Source organism: Streptomyces spongiae (genome assembly GCF_009377185.1).
Taxonomy (GTDB): Bacteria; Actinomycetota; Actinomycetes; order Streptomycetales; family Streptomycetaceae; genus Streptomyces; species Streptomyces spongiae.
The window spans coordinates 1-1,449 of sequence record NZ_VJZC01001050.1; the positions used below are offsets into that span (position 1 = coordinate 1).

Sequence of the window (1,449 nt, forward strand, 5' to 3'; positions counted from 1 at the left end):
CCCGCCCGGCAACCGTCGTGTCCCCGTGCACCCGCACCACGACCTCCCGCCCGGTCCTGCGGCGGGCAACCACCGCCACGTCCTCGACGACGTCCGCGAGCGCCACCCGCTGGACGGGCTCGGTGCTGGACTGACCGGCCGCGAGGTCGACCAACTCGTTGACGAGATCGGTCAGTTCCCGGGCCTCCTGGGCGAGGTCCGCGACCAGCTCCTCACGGACCGACGCCGGGAACTCGTCGATCCGGCGCAGCAGCGAGATGTTCGTACGCAACGACGTCAGCGGAGTGCGCAGCTCGTGGCCCGCGTCCTGGACCAGCCGCCGCTGGTCCTCCTCCGACTGGGCGAGCCGCACCAGCATGCGGTCGAAGGAGCGGCCGAGCCGCCCCACCTCGTCGCGGCCGGTGACCGGCACCGGGATGGAGAGACGACCGGTGCGGGCCACGTCCTCCGCCGCACCGGCGAGCCGCACCAGGCGCCGGGTGATGCGCCGCGCCAGCCACCAGCCGAACAGCCCGGCCGAGACGACGACGGCGGCCTCCAGCAGCACGGTCCGCTGCTGCAACTCCCGCAACAGGTCCTCGGTGTCGCTGAACTCCTGCGCGACCTGGACGGCACCCCGCCCGCCCCCTAGGGCGACGGTGGCCACGCGGTACCGGTCGTCGCCGAGGGCGACCGCGTCGTGCTCGACCGTGCGGCCCGCGACGGCGTCGCCGGCCGTACCGCGGTCACGGGCACGCACCGGCAGGGCGGGGCTGCCCTTGTCGACGAGTTCGCCGCCCGGTCCGAGCACCTGGATGTCCGTACGGCCCGACCCCATCAGCTCGTCCCGCGGTCCGCCCTGGTCGGAGGAGGCGTAGTCCCCGGGGCTGAGCTCCCGCTCCCGTACCTGTCCCTGAAGGTCACGCACCACCGCGGCGAACACGGTCTGCTGGTCCACACGCACCAGCCGGGCGGCCGCGCTGTAGCTGAGCACCCCGACGACGACCGTGACGGCGGCGGCCACGGCCGCGAAGGACACGGTGAACGTCGCCCGCAGAGACCGCAGAGAGGAAACCCGGCGCAGGCGGGGGCGGAGGCGCACTCAGTCCTCCCTCAGCACGTACCCCACGCCGCGCACCGTGTGGATCAGCGCCGCAGCGCCCGGATCGTCGAGCTTACGCCGCAGGTAGCCGACGTACACGGCGAGGTTCTTGGAGCCGGGGCCGAAGTCGTAGCCCCAGATACGGTCGTAGATCGTGGCGTGGTCGAGGACGATCCCGGCGTTGCGCATGAGCAGTTCGAGGAGGTCGAACTCGGTCCGGGTCAGCTCCAGCTCGCGCGCCCCGCGCCAGACCCGCCGCGCGTGCACGTCCATCCGCAGCCCGGCGGCGGACAGCAGCCCGCCGACGTCGCGGTCACCGGACGGCTTGGGCGCCTCGACGGCGAAACCCGTTCCGTTGCCCGTCCCAC

Annotated in this window: 2 protein-coding genes; both read right to left on the reverse strand. The window is 73.5% G+C overall.

Annotation, left to right across the window (positions count from 1 at the left end; all coding sequences use genetic code 11):
• The coding region (locus tag FNH08_RS50030) for a HAMP domain-containing protein (protein WP_322726682.1) at nt 1–1,081 on the reverse strand (1,081 nt) is incomplete at its 3' end.
• The coding region (locus FNH08_RS50035; protein ID WP_194238901.1) for a winged helix-turn-helix domain-containing protein at nt 1,082–1,449 on the reverse strand (368 nt) is incomplete at its 5' end. It abuts the gene before it with no gap.